The organism is Rania fehmarnensis (assembly GCF_056494185.1).
The window spans coordinates 4,425,923-4,446,223 of record NZ_CM151398.1; the positions used below are offsets into that span (position 1 = coordinate 4,425,923).

Below are 20,301 nucleotides of genomic sequence, written 5' to 3' on the forward strand. Positions count from 1 at the left end.
CCCTTGCGGAAAACAGAGGGAAGAGTTTCGGATTTGCGACCCAGGCCAACATTATGGCTACTTTGACCGGCGACTAGCGGTACGCCTCGGCGCGGTTGCAATTGTTAAGAAGCGAGCAACTAGTTAAGCTTATATCTGCACCCACGCGTATAGTTTAAGTCGCTACCCCTGGCGGCCCGAGTTTGCTTGTGTCACTGCGATAGGCTCATTGAATGCTATCTAAAACAGCCGAATATGCTCTCCGTGCGGTTGCCTGCATGGGAAGCCAAGTTGATCATCCTCTGTCAGCCAACGTGCTGGCAGAACAGACCAAAGTTCCGCGTCGATATCTGACCCGCGTCCTCCAGGACCTATGCAATGCTGGCTTAGTGCACTCTCGACCTGGCCCCGGTGGCGGTTACGAGCTGACTTACGCGACGAACAAGCTGACGATTCTGGATGTCATCAACACCGTCGAGCCCATCGCGCGGATCAAGAGATGTCCACTTGGGCTTAAGTCGCACACGAGCCTGTGTCCGTTGCATGCAGAACTCGACAAGGCCTACGAAGCCATGGAGAAGGCGTTTGCTGGCGTGACCATCAAGGACCTCGTTGAATCAACAAATGCAATCCTACCGCTTTGTGAGGGTGCATCGCGATGAGTGGCCCCGAACCCAGTTGCCCAAGGCAGATCACAGGCTATCACCTCGACGATGAAGGACACTGGGTTGCGCAACTGTCGTGCGGCCACAATCAGCATGTTCGGCACGATCCGCCATGGGAACAACGGCCCTGGGTTCTGTCACCGAATGGTCGCAACACAATGCTCGGCTTTGAACTCAATTGCGTTAAGTGTGTAGACGACGCCCCAGCCGACGCTCGACCGAAGACCGTTGAGGCCGCGCGATGAATCTGAAAACCGTCTTCGTTCATTTTAGACTACTTGCTGTTTTACTGTTGGTGTCAGCCTTGGTACTCGGTGATGAAAATCAACCGACGAGCCAATCCAAGAGCGAAATTGAAATCTCCCCTCCTAGCAACCCGGAAGAAGCCCGATCACGTGCGAAGCTGTTACACGAAATGGTGCGTGGTGCTTTGCAAATTATGCATCGTGATTTCTTCGACGAAGAAAACTCTCATGCCATCCCATCCGCATCGCTCGAAGACGTCTTTCACGAGATGGGCAAAAGCTATGACGTGCAAATGAAGTGGCTGACTGTGAATACGGACTTGGTCAACGTCGACCATCAAGCAAAGTCCGCCTTCGAAAAGGCTGCGGTGAAAGAGCTCGCAGCAGGAAAGCAAATGGCAGAAAAGATCGAGGAACGCTGCTACCAATATGCCGGAGCGATTCGCTTGGGATCGCAATGCCTTAAATGCCACGTACAGCGCCGCACAAGCAATGAAGATAGAACGGCAGGAGTCGTGATCACCATGCCGATTGTTGCTGCACCAAAAGACAATCCAGCGGCAAGACCCTCTGAAACGACAGGCGTTCCCGCCAAATAGCTGCTTGCTTTCGCGTGGCAATTGATCTTTCCCAAGTCAGAATCGACAGTCCAAGCAATGATGAAGCGAATACTATTCACCTCTTTGAAGATCATGGGCGTTGCAGCGGTTGTTGGCGGTCTGCTCTACTGGAGACTCTTGGCTCCAGTAACAGTGGAGTCCCATGTCGTTGAGCGGGGTGCTCTCGCGTCGGAAGTCATGGGGACGGGCACACTCGAGGCTCGCACGCAAACGATGATCAGCCCTAAGATTGCGGGGCGCATCCTTGAACTGACAGTAGATGAAGGCGACAAGGTCACAGCCGGTCAGAAATTGGTAAGCCTCGATGACGCCGAATTACAACAGCAAGTTGCCATCGCGGCGGCCAACGTCGAAGTCGCTGAGTCCAACATTGATCGCCTCGAATCGGATCAGACTCGCGCGGAGGCGGTAGTGAAGCAGGCGACAAGTAGCCATGAGCGGAAATTGTCGCTCGCTTCGCAAAGTGCCATTAGCCGCGAAGAACTTGATCAGTCGTTGGAAGCCTTGACTGTGGCGCAAGCAGGTCTGGGAGCATCCGAATCCGCCATCGTGCAAGGAAAGAAGTCCTTCCTCGCTGCACAAGAGTTGCTTGCCTACCACAAGGCACGACTTTCGGACACGCTCATCATGGCTCCGTTTGATGGGCTAGTGATCAAACGGCGTCGTGAGGTTGGCGATATCGTTGTTCCTGGTACGAATATCCTCACACTCATCTCGATGGATAGCCTTTGGATTAGCGCTTGGGTTGACGAAACCGAAATCGCAAAACTGCGTCTCGAGCAGCCGAGTCGGATTGTTTTTCGCTCCGAACCGGAACGCTCCTTTCTCGGCAAGGTTGTACGCATTGGCCGAGAAGCGGACCGCGAAACGAGAGAGGTGATTGTGGATGTCGAATTGCTCGAACGTCCGGAATACTGGGCGATAGGTCAGCGTGCCGAAGTCTACATTGAAAACGGACGGTTGGATCATGCACCTACGGTGCCGCTTAAATTTTGCGAACTGGAGGGGAATAAGGCGACCATCTTTATCGAACAATCTGGCGTGGCAAAAGTTCAGACGGTGGATGTGACCCTTCGAGCGAGAGATCGAATTGCTGTTAGCAACGGTGTAAACGAAGGCGATGTTCTGCTTCGCTTACCCGACGGAGCCAGGTTGCGAGACGGGCAGAAGGTGAGGCTTCCATGAACTTGGCGATCAAAGATATCAGTTACAACATCGGGCGTTTCGTACTGACAGCTGTCGGTATCGGAATGTTGTTGATGGTGGTCATGGGCATGGGAGGGATCTATCGTGGAGTTGTCGAGGATGCCACGCTGCTGATCGACCGGCTCGATACTGACCTGTGGGTCGTTCAGCGAAGTACGAGAGGGCCTTTTGCTGAGATCTCTCGAGTTCCTGCAAAGCTCTCCGATCGTGCTTTAGCAGTTCCGGGAGTTCGCGTTGCTCGTGAGTTCGTTTATCACACGATCCAGCGTCAAGATGGCGATCGAGTTCTGCGAATGGCTGTGCTCGGTCTGAGCTGGCCGACCGACAAGGGAGACTGGATTCCATTGGTAGAAGGTCGCCCGCTTGGTCAATCACGGTTTGAACTCATAGCCGACCAAACACTGAAGCTTCCCCTGGGAAAGCAAATCGAGATTGGCAACGAAGTCTATCAAGTCGTGGGCATAAGCCGTGGTATGATTAGCTCGGCCGGTGATGCTATTGCATTCTTAAGTTCAGCGGATGCTTTGGCTGTACAACTCGATGTTCCAGGGGAAGCGGTTCGCTTGGAGCGTGCGGCTCGTGAATCGCGTGGACGCTTGTTTGACGTCGGAATTCAACAACCCGCACTGCTCGAGAATGCAACCCGTCAATCAGGCCAGCTTCCAGCCATCGCTCGTCCATCTATCAGTGCAGTTCTTGTAACTCTTGAACATCCATCCGATGCAAAAGCGGTCGCGGAAGTCATCGGAGGCTGGACGGATGTGACGGTCTATACTGCGGACGAGCAGCGAAACCTATTGCTAAAAGGATCCGTTGAGAAAGTTCGAAGCCAGATCGGACTTTTTCGCATTTTGCTGACCATCATTGCCACGATCATCATGGCGCTCATTCTTTACACACTCACCTTGGACAAGCTGCACTCCATTGCGCTTCTCAAGTTGATCGGCGCGTCGAATAGTGTGTTGCTAGGCCTAATTCTACAGCAGGCGTTGATTCTCGGAGCCAGCGGATTCGCGATCGCGTATGTGGTTGGCCAGCAGATATTCCCCAAATTTCCCCGCCGTGTGATCATCACCAGCGAAGACTTGATCCAGCTCGCGCTAATCGTCATTGTTATCTCCATTGCCTCGAGCGGTCTCGGTGTTTGGAAAGCGATGGTGGTTTCGCCCAATGAGGCCCTCGCATGAGTACGCCACTGCCTGCCGATGATCCCTCGGCGAAGATTGCGATAAAAGCCGAAAGTCTCACTAAGATATATGGAGCAGACAACACTGAAGTCGTCGCCATGCGTGACGCCTCGATGACAGTAATGGCTGGCGAAGTCGTCGCCTTGCTCGGCCCCAGCGGCTCTGGCAAGTCGACCTTCCTTACCGCAGTGGGTCTCATTAATCCACCGACAAGCGGCAAGATCTATATCGCGAATCAACTGATCATGGATGGCCCAAAGGCGTTGACGAACTTGCGTTCGTTTCGACGAATGCACCTGGGGTTTGTTTTTCAAAAATCCAATCTAATCCCGTTCCTAAAAGCGGGAGAGAACGTGCAAATTGCTTGCGAGCTGAACGGCTTATCAAGTAGGCAGGCCAGAATTCGAGCCTTGGAGTTGCTCGACTACTTAGGAATCAAAGACAGATCCCAAAGTTATCCCTCGATGCTGTCAGGCGGACAGCAACAACGGGTGGCGGTGGCGCGTGCACTAGCAAACCGCCCTTCGGTAATTCTCGCCGATGAGCCCACCGCAGCGCTCGATAGCTTTCGTGGCCGGCAAGTCATGGAGCTCTTTACCAAAGTAGCCCACGAACAGGGCACCTCAGTAATTGTTGTCACTCACGATCACCGTTCACTAGACGTCTTTGACACTCTCTACGAAATGGAAGACGGCAAGCTGACGCAAAAAGCCAAAGAACCTCTGGCAGTGGCTCACTGAGGCTTTCGCGGCGAGTTTGCAACTAACTTAGCCTCCGATGGAATACATTGGACGCGACGTATGACCAAAAGATAAGTCATCGGTTCCGTGTCCTCGTTTCTTGGCCGCAACTGCATCAATCATCAGTTTCGCAATCGAGGCATCGTTACCGCCACTACGGAGTAGCGCTCGAACATCGCCGGAATCGTTGCCAAACAAGCAATTGCGTAACTGCCCATCCGCCGTCAACCTGAACCGATTGCAGGTGCCGCAGAATGGTTCGGTAACCGACGCGATGATTCCGATACAGCCTTTGCCATCATCGAATTGATAGTCTCTAGCCGGCGAAGCATCGGGCTGCCCAAGCGGCACAAGTGGCCTGACGTTTTCTGCAAACAGCTCCAAAATCCTTTGACCAGCTAGTACGCCCGCCTCGTTCCACGTCCCGTCCGCATCGAGCGGCATGAATTCGATAAAGCGAATCGGAATCTCAGTGGATCGAGCGAACTCGCCAAAGGCCACAATTTGACATTCTGTGAAGCCTCGCATGGCGATAGCGTTGATCTTCACCTTCACATTCATCGTTCGACAGGCTTCGATTGCGCCAAGCACTCGCTGCAGCCCAGGTCGCCGGGTCGCTTCCACAAAGGATGCCTCGTCCAGAGCATCCAAGCTCACGTTGACGCTCCGCAAACCTGCAGCGTAAAGGGCAGGCAATTGCTCGGCTAACAGGATGCCGTTGGTCGTCAAGGAAAGCTTCCGCACGCCTTCGATCTTGTTGATCGCTGACACCAACTTGTGCAACTGAGAACGCATGAGCGGTTCACCGCCGGTCAACCGCACGTCATCCACTCCCAGTTCAACGGCGATTCGTACGACCCTCGCAATCTCCTCAAATGTTAAGATCGCATCCCGTTCGCAGTAGTCGGGAGTTTCTGCAGGCATGCAGTAGGTGCAGCGCAGATTGCATCTGTCCGTCACGCTTACGCGAAGACTCGTGTGTTTCCTACCAAAACGATCTACTAGCACTAATGGTACGCCGCAAAAAGAGACTCCGATGAGACCGTCGCATTCTATCCGATGACCACGCAGCATCGAATGCCTGCCTCGCATTAAACATCCGAATTGTCGCTCGCTCCTTCGCAATTATTGTTTACGACCAAGTCACTTTTTCTTTCTGAATACGCCGAAAAAGAAAAGCTGGGGTTTACCTGAAGGCGTGGTGTGATGGTACTCGCTGCATTTTAGCGGTTCGAACGATGGCCCCAGCTCTGCTTGCATCGTGGTTGCATCGTATTGGCAAATCGGTAGACCGCTGCACTTTTCGGGCCCGCCTTTGGCGAACGTTCCTAGGACGAAGTGCCCACCGATTGGCAGGGATCGCTTCAGCAAATCCACGTAATGCCTTCGGTCCTCTGGATCGGTGATGAAGTGAAAAACGGCTCGATCGTGCCAAACGTCGAACTCACCAATTGCGTCGCGCTCCGTGATGTCAGCAACAATCCATTCGACCAGCGAAGCCCGTTCAGCAAGTCGAGCCTTGGTCGCCTCGATGGCGGTTTGCGATATGTCGAGTACTGCGACATGCTCGAATCCCGCGTCGAGCAGTCGATCGACGAGGAACGACTGGCCACCGCCGACGTCAAGCACGCGACCTCGCGATTCTCCAGCAACCTGGAGGATCAAATCGAGTGATTGCTTCGGATCAGGTTCGTACCAGCTCACCTCGGTCGAATTCTTCGTTTGGTACACGTTTTCCCAATGCTGCGTTCGGTCCATCGTGGCTACTCATCTTGTGTGGCGAAATGAAAACAGTAGGATTGTATTCGGATATGCGAATACAACAACCCGGAGCGAGATCTTGACTGAAATCGATACGAAATCAGCCACCGTACTGCTGCGAGCCTTTGCGCACCCGACTCGGCTGGCAATTCTTCAAGAGCTTTCAAAAGGTCCGAAATGCGTGACGGACCTCGAAGACTTGCTGCCCGCAAGCCAAGCGAACTTGTCCCAGCATTTAGCGTTATTGAGGCATACGCAGTTGGTGGACTTCGCTCAGGACGCTCAGACTCGTTGTTACTATCTCGCCAAGCCGAAGCTGACGCAAGTTCTGCTCGAAGAGCTTGCGTGCAACGAAACTCCCGTGTCGAAGTCAACAGAGCAGATCAAAGCCGAAAAAGCCAAGCTTGAAGCCAAACAAGGCGCGATTCCAAAGAAGGCGAAGCCATCAGCCAAGCGAACCGTGCGAGCGCGAGCATGAGCCAGCGAATCTACCTGGATTACAACGCAACGACGCCACTTTCAAAGTTGGTCAAAGCCGAACTGTTGAGACTGCTTGAGCGCGATCTCGGCAATCCGTCTAGCCGACATTGGGCCGGTACGCCCGCAGCAGAGATCGTCGAGCTATCGAGGATTCGCATTGCCTCGCTGATCGGCTGCGATCCAACTGAAATCATCTTCACATCCGGCGGTACCGAAGCCAACAACCAAGCAATCAAGGGAGTGTTCTTCGCGAACCACCAACGATTAAAGCAGCCCCATTTCATTATCAGTTCGATCGAGCACCCCGCGGTCAGTGAGCCACTGCGTTTTCTCGAAACTTTGGGGGCTCGCGTCACTCGAGTGCCTGTTGATGAGCATGGCCTGGTTGATCCTGATGATGTTCGACGAGCAATTGAGCCCGAGACGGTGCTCATCTCGGTCATTATGGCGAACAATGAAGTCGGCACAATTCAGCCTGTCGAAGAGATTGCAGCCATCGCCCATGAACACGAGATTCTCTTTCACACTGATGCCGCCCAGGCCGTCGGAAAGATTCCAGTGGACGTTGAATCGATGGGCGTTGACATGCTATCGATCGCGGGACACAAGCTTTATGCGCCGCAAGGCATTGGCGCACTCTACGTTCGAGAAGGAATCGAGCTTGCCCCTTTTATGCACGGCGCGGGGCACGAAGGGGGCCGACGCGCGGGAACCGAAAACATCCTCGAGATCGCTGCGCTAGGAGTCGCTTGCCAAGAAGCAGCAGATTGGATTGACGACGGTCAAATCGAAAACTTGCGTGATTACTTTTGGAAGCGACTGCAGGATGAATTCGGTGAGCGAGTTCATTTAAACGGCCACCCCATTAAACGGCTGCCGAATACGCTTAACATCAGCTTAGACGACATCGCTGGCTACGATCTACTTGCTCAAATGCCCTTCTTGGCTGCTTCCACCGGTTCCGCTTGCCACGCCGGCAAACAGCATTTGAGTCCGGTTCTATCCGCCATGGGACTCAGCGCCGATCGATGCACAGGGGCAATTCGGTTTAGTCTCGGGAGGGAGACTCTTTTGAACGAACTTGATCACGTTGCGAGCAGTTTGGCAAACAAAGTCAGAAGCTAGTTAGTTCGCTCGTCCATTTCTTATTGAAGTGATCATTCAAGAGGTTGTAGTAGTTCCGGAAGACGAAACAAATCTCACCTACTTGAGAACGAGAAGAACATCAGCGTGTAAAGACACTTAGTCCAAGCCATTGATGACCGTGGCACAGGCACGCCGTAATTGCTCCGGCTTGCCACAAGTACTTTAACAGCGAACCGCAAAAAATCTCAGTGCTGTTAACTCAGACATTGATGTGAACGGTGACGGAAAAGTCCCCGAGGCGTCCAGCATTCACATCACGGATTCGTCGAATTCGGTGCGTTTTCGAGGGTTTCTCGCGGAGTGATTGCATTCTATCCGTGGAATGCACTGCCAACAATCCGAGAAACGCCAGCAAAGCAGCGAGCTCCTGCCCGCGATCCCTTGCGATTGGCTAATTACTATCAATCGCTGCTAAACAGCGGCGAATTCAAAACTCGGGCGGATTTGGCCCGCTTTCTGGGGGTAAGCCGAGCCAACGTGACCCAGATCCTGAAGCGGCTCGAATGCGTCGAATCAAAACCAAATATCTCTGACTCTGCATGAACGAATTCCTCGGTCCCCACAGTCTGCTCTGAGGGACAAGTCATTGTGGGATCTAGCTCAATCTAAAATCCAATGGCGACATGCCCCACGATGAGCCAAAAAAAATCACGCCGATTAATCCCACGGTGATGCCGCATACGCTCCCCACCACGATTCCAATTATGGCTTTCGAACTCATGTCCGATCGTCAAATCAGCAATAAACTCGCCAGGCCGACGACGACGGCCAGTGCCTCTCCGACCCACAGCAGAAAGAGTCCAATTCGAGGTACATATCCCGTCAGCAGACCTCGTGGCGATTGGGCGAAAGGAAAGAACAGATTCACGAATTGACCGACGAAAAACACAAACCCGCATCCGAAGGCTGAGCCGAGTGAGATCCATATCGCTTTGACAGCCCGTGAGTGCGGTAGTTGAGTTTGCGAAGTCATGTCGAAGTTTACATGAGCTTCTATCGGCTCGTTAATTATTCATTGAATGTGGTATTTCACTCCGGTTTCACGTCTGATTTAGTGCAGTCGATTTTGTGGCGCGGTTTTAGTCTACCTCACAACACCGAGCAACGTGCTCGTCAAAATTCAATACGCCTTTCCAGACGATGGTCAGTTAGAAATCAACGAACATTTTTCCACACAATAGACGTACCACTGTCAGTGCGTTGCTCCCAGAACAAATGAGCGCCGGAAGAATTACGTGTTCCAGCTACGATGACTGGATCACGTGAAGCGTTTGCGATTTTTTCGACTTTTGAGCCCGACTTTGCGAACAGCAAATCGCCGTCCCGAGAGGCCAACCAGACTACATAGGTCTCATCCGCGTTCGCTGCAATCCATGCTTGCTCGCCTTCGCCAAGGCTGGATTCAAGGTTGGACGGTTTTTCGGTTGTGAAAATTGCACCCTTACGTCGCCAAACCGTAATGACCTCGCCGCTAGGTTTTACCGCCAACATGCCACCGTCCATTGGGCATCCATTGAGCTGCCAACTTTCAATGCCAAGCCTCTTCGCTCCGCCGAATGACTTCCCACCGTCATTTGATGAGATGAGAAACATATCTCGATTGCCGTCAAGCGAATTGCGGAAGAGGATATGAATTGATTCGCCAAAGGTGACGATCGAAGGATGGCAACATTCGCAGACGCTACCATCGGGGGAACGATAGACGAGCTGGTTTTTTCTCCACGTTCGACCTTCATCTTCCGAACGGGATGCGTAAAGCTCGCTCTTGTCGGAACGAAGGTCGATCCATACGCACCAATACACACCGTTTTCTGACACCGTCATCGCGTGCAAGCCTTCGCGTGCAGATGCTTCTATGTCGTTGACTTTTATCGGCCCAAGCCATGTCTTGCCCTGGTCTTTCGATCGGTATGCCTGCAAGTCGCCATCCTTTCCTTTTCCCTGTACGCCACCGATGGCTGAGATCACGATTGACTTGTTCGTAGATGCGATTCGTGGTCCGCGCCGCATTCCAAGTGAAAGATTCGGAACTTCAAACGCGTTCACTGGGTTTGCAAAAAAACCGTCGCTGTTGTTGCAGTAGAGAATCTTACCACCCACACCAAACGTCAAATGGACAATTCCGTCGGGCGACACGCACGCTTGAGGCTGCTTGGGGATGTTTGGTGATTCACCTTTGTAGATAACAAAGGGTTCATCGGCATGCAGCGGAATGACGAATATCGTCAAGACGGACAAACTCAGTACGATCAGCTGATTAAAAATCAATGGTAACTACCCTTGTGTGAGAGAACGAGCGATGGTTGAAGCCATTTCATTTGTGATTTTTTAGCGGTTACGCCCGCGAAAGTACCATTCCGAAGTGCCACGGCGGAAGCTCGAATGAATCCGTTACAAATAAACCACAATTTGCAGCCCATTGACCGATTGCTTCTGGACGAGGCCGAATACTGAGCTTTGGCCCGCGCGGTGTGGATGTGTATTTCCAGTGCGTTACGAGTATTTTTGGGGCAGCTGCCGATGCCAATCGAAGCAGCTGCTCAGGCGCTTCACAATGTAAGATATTAAAAAGCATTACAGCATCCACTTCGCTTTTGAATCCATCGACGAAAACGTCTCGCTTTTCAACGACAATTGGTAAGTCAGTTACTCGCAATTTAGTTCGTTGAATCATTTCCGGATCGATATCGTAAGCGTAAAGCATGCCAGAAATTGACCTTGCAACAGACTCCGAAAACGTGCCGTAGCCACAACCCATTTCAACCACGTCCCGATAACGCGAAAACCCAAATCGTTCGACTGTCAATGAAACATCCACCAATGTCTCCCAATACACTTCCTCTGGCATTCCGCTATCGCGTACTTTCACGGATTGTTCCCTGTCTCAAGTGTTCGGGATAACGAATCTTGATGGCTGAATAGTAGAAACAATGCCGGCGTCACAAGCTGGTCGAGAATCGTCGAGGCGAGCATTCCGCCGAACAAAACGACTGATAGCGGATAAAGGATCTCTTTTCCTGGCTCGCCATAGCCAAAAAGAAGCGGCACCAACCCAATGAAGCTGGTCATTGCGGTCATCATAACGGGGGCGAGGCGTTCGAGACTGCCGCGTATTATCATCTCTTTGCCGAAGCGCATGCCTTCAACCTCCATGAGATGTTGATAATGTGAAATCATCATGATCCCGTTGCGGCTTACTATGCCAATCAACGTGATAAAGCCGACCCAGTGGGCAAGTGATAGATGTGTCGTCTGTATCCAAACCATGGGCCAAGTGTACCATGCGTGATCTACAAGTTCACCAAGATCGGGCCTATTGACTACCAATAGTGCAATGATCGCTCCGAAGGCGGCCAGAGGCACGTTTGCGATAACTTGAAGAGCCGCTCGCTGTGAACCAAGTGCTTTCATCAGCAATAAGTAAACGCCGACCATACTGAGGACAGCTAGTCCCCACAGTCGAAACGTGGCTTCCCGTTGTGCTTCGAATTGGCCACTGTAATCGAGATAGTATTCCCCAGGTAAATCGCGAAGCGATGCTTCCACTGGTGTAAGTGCAGCCCTTATGTCAGCTACGACGCTGGACAAGTCTCGACCCTGTACATTGCAGAAAACGGCAACTCGGCGCTGAACATTCTCGCGATTCAATACGTTTGGACCAGTCGTATCGAGTACTTCGGCAACTTGAGACAACGCAACCTTGACACCCGATGGCGTTTCGATAATCGTCTCTTCGATAACCTTGGGATCGCGGCGAGAATCTTCGTCATACCATACAACCATCCCGAAGTACTTGTCCTCTTCGATGACTTGTGAAACGACGCGACCTTTGAATGCAGTCTCCAAGAGCTCGGCGACATCTCCAGGAGCCAAACCGTATCGCGCGGCTTGTTCGCGTTTGACTCGCATCTGAACTTGGGAAATCTCAATCTGAGGCTCGATCTGCAAGTCGACGATTCCGTCAATGGATTGCATGCGAGCCTGAATGTCATAGGCGGCAGTTCGCAATTCTCGAAGGTCTGGCCCGAAGACTTTTATAGCGATTTGAGCACGAATACCTGACATCATGTGATCAAGTCGATGCGAGATCGGCTGGCCAATGTTGACAGCCGCTCCAGGGATGCTGGAGATGCGATCTCGGAGATCAGCAAAAACTTCCTCTTGTGGACGACCGTGGTAGTCGAAACTCCACAGGTGGGCGACTGGGATGGCTCTAAGGATAGTGTAAAACCAGCCTTGTATATCCGTCTTATGCTCGGCAAACCGGACTTCGAATTCCGTGTTGTTCACTCCTTCAGCATGCTCGTCGAGTTCCGCTCGACCCGTCCGCCGTGCGACGGAAAGAACTTCGGGGACCTCGACAATGATCGATTCCACACGAGCAGCGAGGCGTTGGCTTTCGGAAAGCGAAGTGCCTGGCTCCAATCTTAAATTTATCGTCGCAGTCCCTTCGTTAAATGGTGGCAGGAACTCGCCACCCATCCATGGGAGCGCTAGGCAGCTAAGCACTACCAACACGCAGACACTACTCAGCACTAATCGTGGACGGTTCAAGGTCCATCGCAACATTCTCTCGTCGACTGACTTGAGCCAACGCAGGAAAAGCGGTTCACGCTTATCTGCAAGAAACGGAGCGTTGGGCAATAGCACGCTTGCCAATACCGGTGTGAAGGTTAACGAAACAGCTAGCGAACATAGCAATGCGACAATGTAGGCAATCCCTAACGGAGCAAATAAACGCCCCTCTAGGCCCGACATCATGAATAAAGGCACAACCACGAGAACGACAATCAGTGTTGCATATACGATCGAGTTGCGAATCTCACTAGATGCAGAAAAGATGACGTCGATCGGGGCTTTCTGCTCGGCGAGTGGCAATTGCTTGTTCTCTCGCAGTCTCCGATAGATATTCTCAATATCTACAATCGAGTCATCGACCAAATCACCAATTGCCACGGCAATTCCACCCAGTGTCATCGTGTTGATCGTAATTCCGAAGATGTAGAAGACGATGATCGTCAAAAGGATCGACAGAGGCATTGACGTCAATGAGCTGATGCTCGTTCGGAAGTTCCCCATCAGCAGGAACAAGATAACAACGACCCAAATCGCACCATCGCGAACCGCTTCACTAACGTTAGTTACGGCCGCTTCGATGAAATGGCTTTGGCGAAATATCTCGGTCTCTATCTTGATATCGGCAGGGAGTTCTCGCTTCAGTGATTCGAGTACGACGTTAATCCGATTATCCAGGGCGATTGTGTCAGCATCGGGCTGTTTTTGGACTGTCAGCATCACCGCTGTGCCACCTCGCAATTCGCGATACGCCTTGGGTACAGCATTGTCGCCTTCTACAATTGGAGATTGTTTAGCAGGTTTCTCAACGGTCTTGCTCTGCTCGTACTCCTTTGGATGAGCTACAGCAAAGTGTGTGTCCGCGTCGATCTTGATAACGGCGGATGCATCGCCGCGTTTGATTGGACCTCCAAAAACTACATCCGCAACGTCGCCGATACGAATCGGGACTTGTTCTCGCCATAGAATTGGGGTTGCGGCGATCTCCGCAAGTGTCAGAGATTGACCTTGAATGCGTAGCAGCGATTCTTTATCGCCACGATTCATGACGCCACCGCCTGCTAGTACATTGGCCTTAGTGGTCGCATCAGTAAGCTGAGCAAGAGTGACATTGCGAGCCGCTAGTCGCGAAGGAGATGTGAGTATTTGGTATTGGCGAAGGATTCCACCCATCACCGAGACTTGAGATACGCCTTCGACGGCAAGCAATCGATTGCGAACCGTGAACTCACCCAGCGTACGCAATTCCATGGCCTTGGCATCAGCCTCCGCTGGAGACTTTGCCGGGAAATCACTCCGAAGAGCCAGCAACATAATCTCGCCCATAATTGACGAAATTGGAGCGAGTGTTGGATTCGTGTTGGGAGGTAGCTTGGACTGCGCGAGCTGCAGTTTTTCATTGACGATTTGGCGATCGATGAAGATATCAGTACCCCAATCGAACTCGACCCAGATAATCGAAAGTCCGATCGCAGAAGAGGAACGGACACGCTTGACGCCTGTAGCACCATTGAGGAGCAATTCAATTGGGCGAGTTACCAACACCTCGACTTCCTCTGGTGCTAGTCCTGGGGCCTCCGTCATGATCGTGACAGTAGGCCTGTTAAGATCCGGAAACACATCGACAGGCATAGTACGCAAAAACGATACGCCGACAACCATCGCCAATAGTGATGCGATAGCGACGATCGCTCGATTATGCAATGAGAAGCGAATGATTCCGTCGAGCAAGTGATTTACCTCAGAGATGCAAAAGCGGTCTGTAACTCGCGTCCGCCTGCGGAGACCACCGCTTCGCCCGCAACGATGCCGCTTGTGATTTCAATGAACTCCCCGTCAGCTCGTCCCACCGTCACCCGTCGACGCTCGATATAATCATCTGCCTTCTGCACAAACACAAAAGCATGTAAGCCGTCGCGCAACACTGCTTCCGATGGTACAACCAAAGCAGATGGGCCATCTACGGATTTAATCAATACTGTGAGTTGCATCCCATCACGAAGCTTCTGCTGCATAAGCGAGGCGCGATCTGTTAACCCTTGTTTAAGCATCGGGTTAGGATCGAGACTGGGAACAAGCCAAATCCGCTGTGTCCTTGTCGTCTCGCTGACGGTCGGGCCGATGCGGTTCACGTGAACCGGGAAATGGATGTTGTCGTTAGAGAGCACCGAAGCTTGGCCCTGGCTTTCGACGGAAATTTTGTTTCGAAGTTGTGTTGGCAGATGTGCTTCGATCCAAATCGAATTTAGATTATGAATTTCAACGAGCGATTGATTAGCCACAACCGTTTCTCCCAAAGTTCCGACCCAAGAGACGAGCTGGCCATCAATTGCCGCCCGGATGGGCAAGAAATCAATGATCTGCTTCTGACGCGATATCGATTCGATCTCACCAGAATTTAGCCCCAAGGAAGCTAACTGTCGTTTCAGGCTTTCAGCACGACCCTCCAACTGGTCTGCTTTTGCAGTGGTTTCCAATAGAACGCGACGCGAGATCGCATCACCGCCGGCGTCCTGTAATCGCCGCGCTCGTTGTCGAGCCAAATCGGCATCAAGTGTGGTTTTCAGCAAATCCAATTGCAGTGTATAGAACTCAGGAGACGCAATCTCCATCAGTATCTCACCAGCTCGAACCTCTCTGCCTGGAGTCAGCGTATGTGAATGGATAGTACCAGCGAGTTGAGAAGATGCGACCGATCGATTCTCGGGCGGAAGCGTTACGCTGGCGGCAAGCGGGATAGCATTTGCGATCTGTCGATGAGTCGCAGTCGCTGTATTTATCCCAAGTCGAATGCGGTCCTCCGGCGAAAGTTTAAGGACGCCGAGAAAAAACAGACTTGATAGTTCATGACCACCTTTGACAACGACGCGATCACCCGGGTAAACATCGCCGTGAATAATTTCAATGCCGGAGTTCGCAGAGTTTTTTTCACTCAGCTTTCTGTAGCCAATCTTTACGTTACGTTTCCTATATTCTGCTGAACTGCGCGTCGATGCTTCCTCGACAAATACATACGTTTGAAGTCCATCGCTGTAAACAGAGCTGAGTGGAATCGCCATCCGATCCTTGTCTGAGGTGGTGTGTATGACTGCGCTACCCACTAAGCCGGGAACAACAGCGGGATTCGAAACAGTTACCCAAGCCCAGACAACTTGCGTTTTCGGCTCCAAGCCCGCGTCAACTCGGTCAATGGTTCCTTCAATACGCACCGTTCCCTCGGCAAACTCTAAGAACACCGTTTGCCCAATCGAAACATTGAATAGGTCCTTCTCGAGTAGTTGCAACCTCACCCAAGTTGCGTCACTATTAACGATTTCAAAAAGGTGCTCAAAAGCATCTACAAATTTGCCTTCCGACAAGTCCGAGTGGACCACCTTTCCAGCGATCGGGGAACGAACCAAATGTCGAATTGGCTGCTGATCGCTTTGTTCAAATGCATTTGCGTCGACTCCTAAGGTCTTAGCACGTATGCGAGCGATTGCCAGGCTGTTCTCGCTCTGTTGATACGCATTTTCCAGATCGAACAAACGCTGCATTGGAACTGCGCCTGAGTTGGCGGACGGCTTTGTCATTTCAAGCAATTGCTTGTTGAGTGCGAGTTCCATCTCAGCTTGGCTGAATTCGAGCTGAAGCAAATCCAGTTCGCGACTTGAGAGTTCCGCAACGACTTGACCTTTCGCAACGGTATCGCCGGGGCGTACAAGCAGTCGCGTGATTCGGCCCGATATCTGCGCCGAACCAAACGCTTTTGCGTTCCATGGCGCGATGGTCTCCGCGTAAGCGAATAGGCGTGAGGAAACTTCGCCAACAGTGACCTCAGCAGTCTCAAGGCCGATCGCATCGCGGGCTTGTCCGGACAGAGTGATGTAACCTCGCTCTGTATCGACTTGGACACCTTTTGTAGGTAGTGGTTGATGGCCTTCGTGAGCCAGCGACAATGAACTCGCCAAGCTCAATGTTAAAAGCAAAGCTAAACGCACGAATCCCTCGATTCTCATTTGCATTACTTAGTATACGACTCAGGTTCAGGCAACGGATCCGTAGATGTCTTAGCCGTTTTCAGAAACTCATCGACACATGGTGGGCAACAGAATTGATAGGTCTTCCCGTCAATGATCCAAGAAAACTTTGGATTTGCTTTGGTCTCAGTGATTGGGCAGATACGGTCGCCTGATTTAGGATTCATGTCATGTGCTGACTTGATTCCTTTGAACTTTTGCGATGCTGTGACATTTCCATTGGCAGCGACATCCGCCGCTGTGTACCGACCACCGGGTGTCAGGTAAAGTTCCGTTTCGGCATCATCCGCCAGTTTGTCTGGCATCTCGGGTGAATCACCATGCGACTCTTGCCCGGATTGGAACCCCAGTCGAAATCGTTCTCCTGCGATTCGTATATTAGGAATGGTCACATCAAGCTTTCGACCAACAAGCTCGCTTGGCAACTTCCCAACGAATAGAGATGCTTTGTTTTCCGCATCGCCATCTTGAGGACTTGGCTCGAACAGAATGCTCTTGGAATCAGCATCGCCATCCGCTTTCACAAAGCCTTTCAGTGATTGTCTTTCGACATCAATAACGCGTGTTTCGTCTTTGCCAAGCGTATAGAGACGAATAGTGCCATCCGATTCGACAACAGCTTCGATGTGATAGCTGTCGCGACCAAGGGAAACCATGATTCCGCCATGCGCACCGGCTTTGTGCCCGTGTTCGGAGTCTGATTCCGGCATTGCGGCCGAGAGGGGCGTCACTTCGGAAGTTTTGGCGGTCCCAGACACACTCGATTGAGCGATTGTTGATTGGGAATCTTTTGCGTCTCCTTTGCTTAGCTGATTTGTTGGATTGCATCCTGCGATGATCAACACGCCGAGTGCTGAGCTCCAAACCAAACTCGCAGTTAGCCAGTATCTTTTTGTCATTGTTAAACCTTCTTTGATAGTGAATCGAACTATTTCTTAAGCGACGCTTCGTATAGATCGTCAAGCTTCGCCAGGAACTTCTCCGGGGCGGCCGTCATCTTTTTGATGCATGGCGGACAACAGACAAACACAGCATGGCCTTCTATAATTCCATGCTTAGACTTCTCCGATACTTCGTTGTCAGTCATCACGAGGCAATGACCTTGAGCTTTAGCGAAGTTGCCGCGAATTTTATCGAGGTACTTCGCGTTCGGCTTGGATTTCAAGCAATCCTCGCAACAAACATAAAGAACTTCCTTTGACTCTGAATCAGTCATCTTGACCGGCTTGGCATGACTGGTCAGCGATTCACCGGAGACCGGACAGATTGCTTGTACGGCGATTCGCAATCGTTCCCGACGTTGCTCTGGACTCTCCTTCTTTGGCTCATCCGCAAAAGTAGATCCAATGAGAACAAACGATAGTGCCAACGCGAGAAACTTAGTAAATCTACGAATCATTTTGACCTCTTAGTAATAAAAAAGGGGAAACCAGTTACAACTTCATCGACGCAACCCATTGGTTGACTTCGTCAATATCATTTGCACCGATCATCGTTAATTGACGATCGTCATTCTTCCAACTCACAGCGAGCTGGCCTGCGGCTTCAATAATCTTGCAAGACTTACCGCTACATTGTGTTTCGATGGATGGCAATTCACCGAACCAAACAGGTTGTTCGTCTTTGTGCTCGAAAACGATCAGCGACGTACCGTCGTTACGTTCACAGATCGACGCCGAGCATTTGCAGCACGGCATATTGAGTACATGCGTTGATACCCGCGTGAAACCTTCGGGGACGCTCTTGAAAATCGCCGGTTCATAGCCGAGGTAGCTTGCCGTGGCTTTTGCATCAAGCTCCTTGCCTTGGTACTTTGACACCAGCTTTGCGATTGCGGCCTTGGGCTCAGACTTAGCCGCACGGATGATTTCTTGAAAATCAACGGCAAGCGCTGCATGTTCATGGGAAGCATCGCCATCAAAGTGATTGGATATTGGATTCCTGGCAACAAACCAAATGAGTGCAACTGATGCGGCTGACGCAAGTATTGCGTAGACCCAGTTTTTGGGCTGCGACTTCGTCGAAATCGAGATGACACGATTGACGGCCAATCGATGCTCAACTCGCTCCCAAAGGGAATTCGTATCGACGCGTGCCTCCGACTGCCGCATAAGAGTACCGATCGCTTGATACTCAGCAACAATTCCACGGCATGAATCGCACTGATCGCAATGTGACTCAAATTTGAGTCGCTCTTGCGCCCCCAGTTCATTGTCAATGTAAGCCGATAGCTGTTCTTCAACCCAATCGCAGTTCATCATTATGCCTCCCAACCCAATTGGATCAGCGAAGTCCTAAGTTCTTTTCTTGCTTTATTCAATCTTGAACCCACCGTGCCTTCAGGAATACCAAGCACACTTGCAATTGCCTCGTAACCCAACCCTTCCACTTCTTTCATATGCAAAATTGCTCGCTGCTCGCCGGAGATTTGCTCCATGGCGAGTTGCAAAACCTCTGCATCGTCAGCTTGATTTTGATAGCTTGGATCGTCGACCATTTCCGATGCCAGCGCGACTTTGCGTGTTCGCTGCTCCTCACGGTTAGTTTTCCTCAAGTACTGCAAACTCTGATTGACGGCCATTCGATGGGCCCAAGTCACTAACGACGATTCGAATCGGAACTGACTGAGCTTCGCAAACAACTGGATGACAAAATCTTGCATCACGTCGTCTGCATTGCTGTCTCCTACAATCTTGCGGACCACTCGATAAATCCTCGAAGCCAGAAGTTCGTAAACTCGTTTCTGGAACTCTCGGTTTCCGTTCGCTGCACTGCTGACCCACTTCCTCAGTTCGTCAATCGAAACATTTTCTATCGATGCTGCGTGCGGCGTCGACTTCAGTGGGTTAGATGACTCTGATTGCTGCATTCTTCACTCCTATTTGCGAAAAAGTGATACCTGCTCGAAGTGATCTCAACTCCAAACAGGCTGACTTTCGGTTACACCGCTAGCGACTAACGGCGGCAGCAGGATCGGTTATCGAGGCAGCAGTAAGCATTTTTCATGCAACAGATTGGCTGACCCTTATCCGATAAAGAAGATTCGTTCGCAGCATGAACGCCACCCTTCGATTCGAAACTGAAAGAAGCTAAAGCAACAAAACCCAACAAAGCAATTCTCGCAAACATGATACACCTATGACTTTGAAAAATAACTGAGAGCTTTTCGTTGCTAGCCAACAGCAGAGTCGCAACGCTTTCAACAAACATAAAACAAATGTTCGCTGAAACCCTCAATTCTTCCAAACACAGGCAATCGACTGCCACGAACGTCCACCAAAGCGAATGGGTACTTCAAACTTGCCAAAGTTCGATAAGGAAATCGCGACAGGTTTATGCGATCCAACCGCAACAGATGCCCAGGCGATGGTCTTCGCCGGTACCGAAACTGACTCTGGTGGCTCGCTTGCATTCAAAACAAGTTTGCTGCAATTGCATTGGCCACCCTGACAGATACCCAGATGCAAAGGCCGCGACGTTTTCGTCGCTGACCGTACAGCCTCATCCGTTTTTCCGGTCGGACGCGCAGCGCATTTGGGACATGGGGCCTGTTGTGTGGCAACCGATTTCGATGGCGCAACATCCGTCGCAACAGCATATGGCGTTCCGCCGATGCTCTCGAGAAGCGATCGGCCCAGGCAGCAACACGAAACCCCACCCAGAATTTGGCTGTAGGCA

At 51.5% G+C, this 20,301-nt stretch carries 19 protein-coding genes; 8 read left to right on the plus strand and 11 right to left on the minus strand.

What is annotated here, in order from left to right:
* Positions 1 to 212: 212 nt before the first annotated feature.
* From SH573x_RS15135 to SH573x_RS15160, 6 genes are read left to right on the plus strand one after another with little or no spacing between them, the layout of a single operon-like run.
* Positions 213 to 641 carry an RrF2 family transcriptional regulator gene (locus SH573x_RS15135; protein WP_479356358.1) on the plus strand — a complete coding sequence of 143 codons (429 nt, stop codon included), beginning with the start codon at positions 213 to 215 and terminating at the stop codon, positions 639 to 641.
* Positions 638 to 889, plus strand: a complete 252-nt coding sequence (locus SH573x_RS15140; protein WP_479356360.1) for a DUF3565 domain-containing protein — start codon at positions 638 to 640, stop codon at positions 887 to 889. The genes SH573x_RS15135 and SH573x_RS15140 overlap by 4 nt, the downstream gene beginning before the upstream one ends.
* A complete protein-coding gene (locus SH573x_RS15145; protein ID WP_479356362.1) occupies positions 886 to 1,488 on the plus strand; it encodes a c-type heme family protein in 603 nt (200 codons plus the stop codon). The genes SH573x_RS15140 and SH573x_RS15145 overlap by 4 nt, the downstream gene beginning before the upstream one ends.
* 57 nt (positions 1,489 to 1,545) lie before the next feature.
* Positions 1,546 to 2,694, plus strand: a complete 1,149-nt coding sequence (locus tag SH573x_RS15150) for an efflux RND transporter periplasmic adaptor subunit (RefSeq protein WP_479356364.1) — start codon at positions 1,546 to 1,548, stop codon at positions 2,692 to 2,694.
* Positions 2,691 to 3,902, plus strand: a complete 1,212-nt coding sequence (locus tag SH573x_RS15155; RefSeq protein WP_479356366.1) for an ABC transporter permease — start codon at positions 2,691 to 2,693, stop codon at positions 3,900 to 3,902. Before SH573x_RS15150 ends, SH573x_RS15155 begins: the two co-directional genes overlap by 4 nt.
* Complete coding sequence (locus SH573x_RS15160) at positions 3,899 to 4,642, plus strand: ABC transporter ATP-binding protein (protein WP_479356368.1); 744 nt, start codon at positions 3,899 to 3,901, stop codon at positions 4,640 to 4,642. Before SH573x_RS15155 ends, SH573x_RS15160 begins: the two co-directional genes overlap by 4 nt.
* 27 nt (positions 4,643 to 4,669) lie before the next feature.
* Here SH573x_RS15160 and moaA read toward each other — a convergent pair whose 3' ends face one another.
* Entirely contained in the window at positions 4,670 to 5,650 is a 981-nt protein-coding gene (gene moaA / locus SH573x_RS15165; protein WP_479356370.1) for a GTP 3',8-cyclase MoaA, read from the minus strand.
* Between the two features lie 135 nt (positions 5,651 to 5,785).
* On the minus strand, positions 5,786 to 6,400 hold the full coding sequence (locus SH573x_RS15170; RefSeq protein ID WP_479356372.1) for a class I SAM-dependent methyltransferase: 615 nt from the start codon (positions 6,398 to 6,400) through the stop codon (positions 5,786 to 5,788).
* 82 nt (positions 6,401 to 6,482) lie between these two features.
* Here SH573x_RS15170 and SH573x_RS15175 point away from each other — a divergent pair, with 82 nt between their 5' ends.
* The gene (locus tag SH573x_RS15175; RefSeq protein WP_479356374.1) at positions 6,483 to 6,881 is read left to right on the plus strand and encodes an ArsR/SmtB family transcription factor; all 399 of its coding nucleotides are present in this window, start codon (positions 6,483 to 6,485) and stop codon (positions 6,879 to 6,881) included.
* A complete protein-coding gene (locus SH573x_RS15180) occupies positions 6,878 to 8,008 on the plus strand; it encodes a cysteine desulfurase family protein (protein ID WP_479356376.1) in 1,131 nt (376 codons plus the stop codon). Before SH573x_RS15175 ends, SH573x_RS15180 begins: the two co-directional genes overlap by 4 nt.
* A 751-nt stretch (positions 8,009 to 8,759) precedes the next feature.
* Here SH573x_RS15180 and SH573x_RS15185 read toward each other — a convergent pair.
* The 9 genes from SH573x_RS15185 to SH573x_RS15225 all read right to left on the minus strand — a co-directional run bounded on the left by SH573x_RS15185 (position 8,760) and on the right by SH573x_RS15225 (position 19,492).
* Complete coding sequence (locus tag SH573x_RS15185) at positions 8,760 to 9,002, minus strand: hypothetical protein (protein ID WP_479356377.1); 243 nt, start codon at positions 9,000 to 9,002, stop codon at positions 8,760 to 8,762.
* Positions 9,003 to 9,184: 182 nt separating this feature from the next.
* Positions 9,185 to 10,297, minus strand: a complete 1,113-nt coding sequence (locus tag SH573x_RS15190) for a sialidase family protein (RefSeq protein ID WP_479356378.1) — start codon at positions 10,295 to 10,297, stop codon at positions 9,185 to 9,187.
* Between the two features lie 67 nt (positions 10,298 to 10,364).
* Positions 10,365 to 10,898 (minus strand): class I SAM-dependent methyltransferase, encoded by a 534-nt coding sequence (locus SH573x_RS15195; RefSeq protein ID WP_479356379.1) that lies wholly within the window; start codon positions 10,896 to 10,898, stop codon positions 10,365 to 10,367.
* Complete coding sequence (locus tag SH573x_RS15200) at positions 10,895 to 14,335, minus strand: efflux RND transporter permease subunit (protein ID WP_479356380.1); 3,441 nt, start codon at positions 14,333 to 14,335, stop codon at positions 10,895 to 10,897. Before SH573x_RS15200 ends, SH573x_RS15195 begins: the two co-directional genes overlap by 4 nt.
* Positions 14,336 to 14,340: 5 nt before the next feature.
* Positions 14,341 to 16,608: an efflux RND transporter periplasmic adaptor subunit gene (locus SH573x_RS15205; RefSeq protein ID WP_479356382.1), complete on the minus strand. Its 2,268-nt coding sequence runs from the start codon at positions 16,606 to 16,608 to the stop codon at positions 14,341 to 14,343.
* Entirely contained in the window at positions 16,608 to 17,522 is a 915-nt protein-coding gene (locus SH573x_RS15210) for a hypothetical protein (protein WP_479356384.1), read from the minus strand. Before SH573x_RS15210 ends, SH573x_RS15205 begins: the two co-directional genes overlap by 1 nt.
* 29 nt (positions 17,523 to 17,551) lie before the next feature.
* A complete protein-coding gene (locus SH573x_RS15215) occupies positions 17,552 to 18,022 on the minus strand; it encodes a hypothetical protein (protein ID WP_479356385.1) in 471 nt (156 codons plus the stop codon).
* A gap of 34 nt (positions 18,023 to 18,056) precedes the next feature.
* Complete coding sequence (locus tag SH573x_RS15220) at positions 18,057 to 18,884, minus strand: anti-sigma factor family protein (RefSeq protein ID WP_479356387.1); 828 nt, start codon at positions 18,882 to 18,884, stop codon at positions 18,057 to 18,059.
* Positions 18,884 to 19,492, minus strand: a complete 609-nt coding sequence (locus tag SH573x_RS15225; RefSeq protein ID WP_479356389.1) for an RNA polymerase sigma factor — start codon at positions 19,490 to 19,492, stop codon at positions 18,884 to 18,886. Before SH573x_RS15225 ends, SH573x_RS15220 begins: the two co-directional genes overlap by 1 nt.
* Positions 19,493 to 20,301 lie beyond the last annotated feature (809 nt).